The 2,755-nt window shown below is 60.8% G+C and carries 1 protein-coding gene; it reads left to right on the forward strand.

What is annotated here, in order from left to right; genetic code table 11:
- Nucleotides 1–76: 76 nt before the first annotated feature.
- Nucleotides 77–2,677, forward strand: a complete 2,601-nt coding sequence (acnB, locus tag ACXRVY_RS23055; RefSeq protein WP_458238333.1) for a bifunctional aconitate hydratase 2/2-methylisocitrate dehydratase — start codon at nucleotides 77–79, stop codon at nucleotides 2,675–2,677.
- Nucleotides 2,678–2,755: the final 78 nt, after the last annotated feature.

The following is a 2,755-nucleotide window of genomic DNA, read 5'->3' on the forward strand; positions in this document are numbered from 1 at the left end:
TGCTGCGCATGAGTACGGCAATTTCGGGATGAGCGTCCCGGACACCCATTTGGGACCACTGATGAGGGTAATAACTGTGCTTGAAGCCTACCGCAAACATATCGAAGAGCGCGCAGCACTGGGTATCGTTCCCCAGCCGCTAAACGCCGAACAAACTGCAGGCCTGGTCGAGCTGCTGAAAAATCCCCYGGCTGGCGAAGAAGCATTCCTCGTTGACCTGATCACCAATCGCGTTCCGCCTGGAGTGGACGAAGCAGCCTATGTCAAGGCCGGCTTCCTGTCCGCCATCGCCAAAGGCGAAGCCAAATCCCCCCTGATCGACAAGAAGCGCGCTGTTGAACTGCTCGGCACCATGCAGGGCGGCTACAACATCGTGACTCTGGTAAACCTGCTGGACGACGCCGAACTGGCGCCAGTAGCTGCCAAAGAACTCAAGCACACCCTGCTGATGTTCGACGCCTTCCACGACGTCGCTGAAAAAGCCAAGAACGGTAACGTTCACGCCCAAGGCGTGCTGCAATCCTGGGCTGACGGCGAGTGGTTCGTGAAGCGCCCGACCCTGGCCGACAAGATCAGCCTGCGCGTGTTCAAGGTCACCGGCGAGACCAACACCGACGACCTGTCCCCTGCCCCTGATGCCTGGTCCCGTCCGGACATCCCGCTGCACGCCCTGGCCATGCTGAAAATGGCTCGCGACGGCATCGTGCCTGACGCACAAGGCGTCACCGGTCCGATGAAGCAGATCGAAGAAATGCGCGGTCAAGGTTTCCCTATCGCCTACGTCGGCGACGTGGTCGGTACCGGTTCGTCGCGTAAATCGGCGACCAACTCCGTACTGTGGTTCTTCGGCGACGACGTTCCCTACGTGCCGAACAAGCGTGCCGGCGGTTTCTGCTTCGGCAGCAAGATCGCTCCGATCTTCTACAACACCATGGAAGATGCCGGCGCACTGCCAATCGAGTTCGACGTATCCAACATGCACATGGGCGACGTGATCGACCTGTACCCGCATGCTGGCAAAGTCTGCAAGCACGGCACCGACGAAGTCCTGACCACCTTCGAAATGAAGACCCCGGTGCTGTTGGACGAAGTTCGCGCTGGCGGCCGTATTCCGCTGATCATCGGCCGTGGCCTGACCGAGAAGGCTCGCACCGAGCTGGGTCTGCCACCTTCGACCCTGTTCAAGAAGCCTGAAGCACCGGCTGAAAGCACCAAGGGTTTCACCCTGGCGCAGAAAATGGTCGGCAAGGCTTGCGGCGTGACCGGCGTTCGTCCGGGCACCTACTGCGAACCGAAGATGACCACCGTCGGCTCCCAGGACACCACAGGTCCGATGACCCGTGACGAACTGAAAGACCTGGCGTGCCTGGGCTTCTCGACCGATCTGGTGATGCAGTCCTTCTGCCACACCGCGGCCTATCCAAAGCCGATCGACGTGACCACCCACCACACCCTGCCTGACTTCATCATGACCCGCGGCGGCGTTTCCCTGCGTCCGGGCGACGGCATCATCCACTCGTGGCTGAACCGCATGCTGCTGCCGGACACCGTCGGTACCGGTGGTGACTCCCACACCCGTTTCCCGATCGGCATCTCGTTCCCGGCCGGTTCCGGCCTGGTCGCGTTCGCCGCAGCCACCGGCGTCATGCCGCTGGACATGCCTGAGTCGATCCTGGTTCGCTTCAAAGGCGAACTGCAGCCAGGCGTCACCCTGCGTGACCTGGTTCACGCCATTCCTTACTACGCGATCCAGGCTGGCCTGCTGACCGTAGAGAAGAAAGGCAAGAAGAACGCCTTCTCCGGTCGCATCCTGGAGATCGAAGGTCTGCCTAAACTGACCGTCGAGCAAGCGTTCGAACTGTCTGACGCCTCGGCTGAACGTTCGGCTGCCGGTTGCACCATCCAGCTGTCCAAAGAGTCGATTGCCGAATACCTGCAGTCCAACATCACCCTGCTGCGCTGGATGATCGGCGAAGGCTACGGCGATGCACGTACTCTGGAACGTCGCGCTCAAGCGATGGAAGCCTGGCTGGYCAACCCTGAGCTGCTGCAAGCGGACAAAGACGCTGAATACGCTGAAATCATCGAGATCGACCTGGCCGACATCAAGGAGCCTGTGCTCTGCGCGCCGAACGACCCGGACGACGCTCGCCTGCTCTCCAGCGTTGCTGGCGAGAAGATCGACGAAGTGTTCATCGGTTCGTGCATGACCAACATCGGTCACTTCCGCGCTGCCGGCAAGTTGCTGGAACAGGTCAAGGGTCAGTTGCCAACCCGTCTGTGGCTGTCGCCGCCGACCAAGATGGACGCTCACCAGCTGACCGAAGAAGGCTACTACGGCATCTACGGCAAGGCCGGCGCGCGCATGGAAATGCCAGGCTGCTCGCTGTGCATGGGTAACCAGGCACGTGTAGAGCCGAACTCGACTGTCGTGTCGACTTCGACCCGTAACTTCCCGAACCGTCTGGGTGACGGCGCGAACGTCTACCTGGCTTCGGCTGAGCTTGCGTCCGTGGCTTCCATCCTGGGTCGCCTGCCGACCGTCGAGGAGTACATGGAATACGCTGGCAAGATCGACAGCATGGCGGCCGATGTCTACCGCTACCTGTCCTTCGACCAGATCGCCGAGTTCCGTGAAGCTGCTGCGAACGCCAACATCCCGGTCGTTCAAGCCTAACGTTGCAACGCAATGAAGAACGCCGCCCATCGTGAGATGGGCGGCGTTTTTTTATGCCTTCTGCCACAGCCCCTACCC

This window comes from Pseudomonas sp. P5_A2_2 (assembly GCF_054177685.1).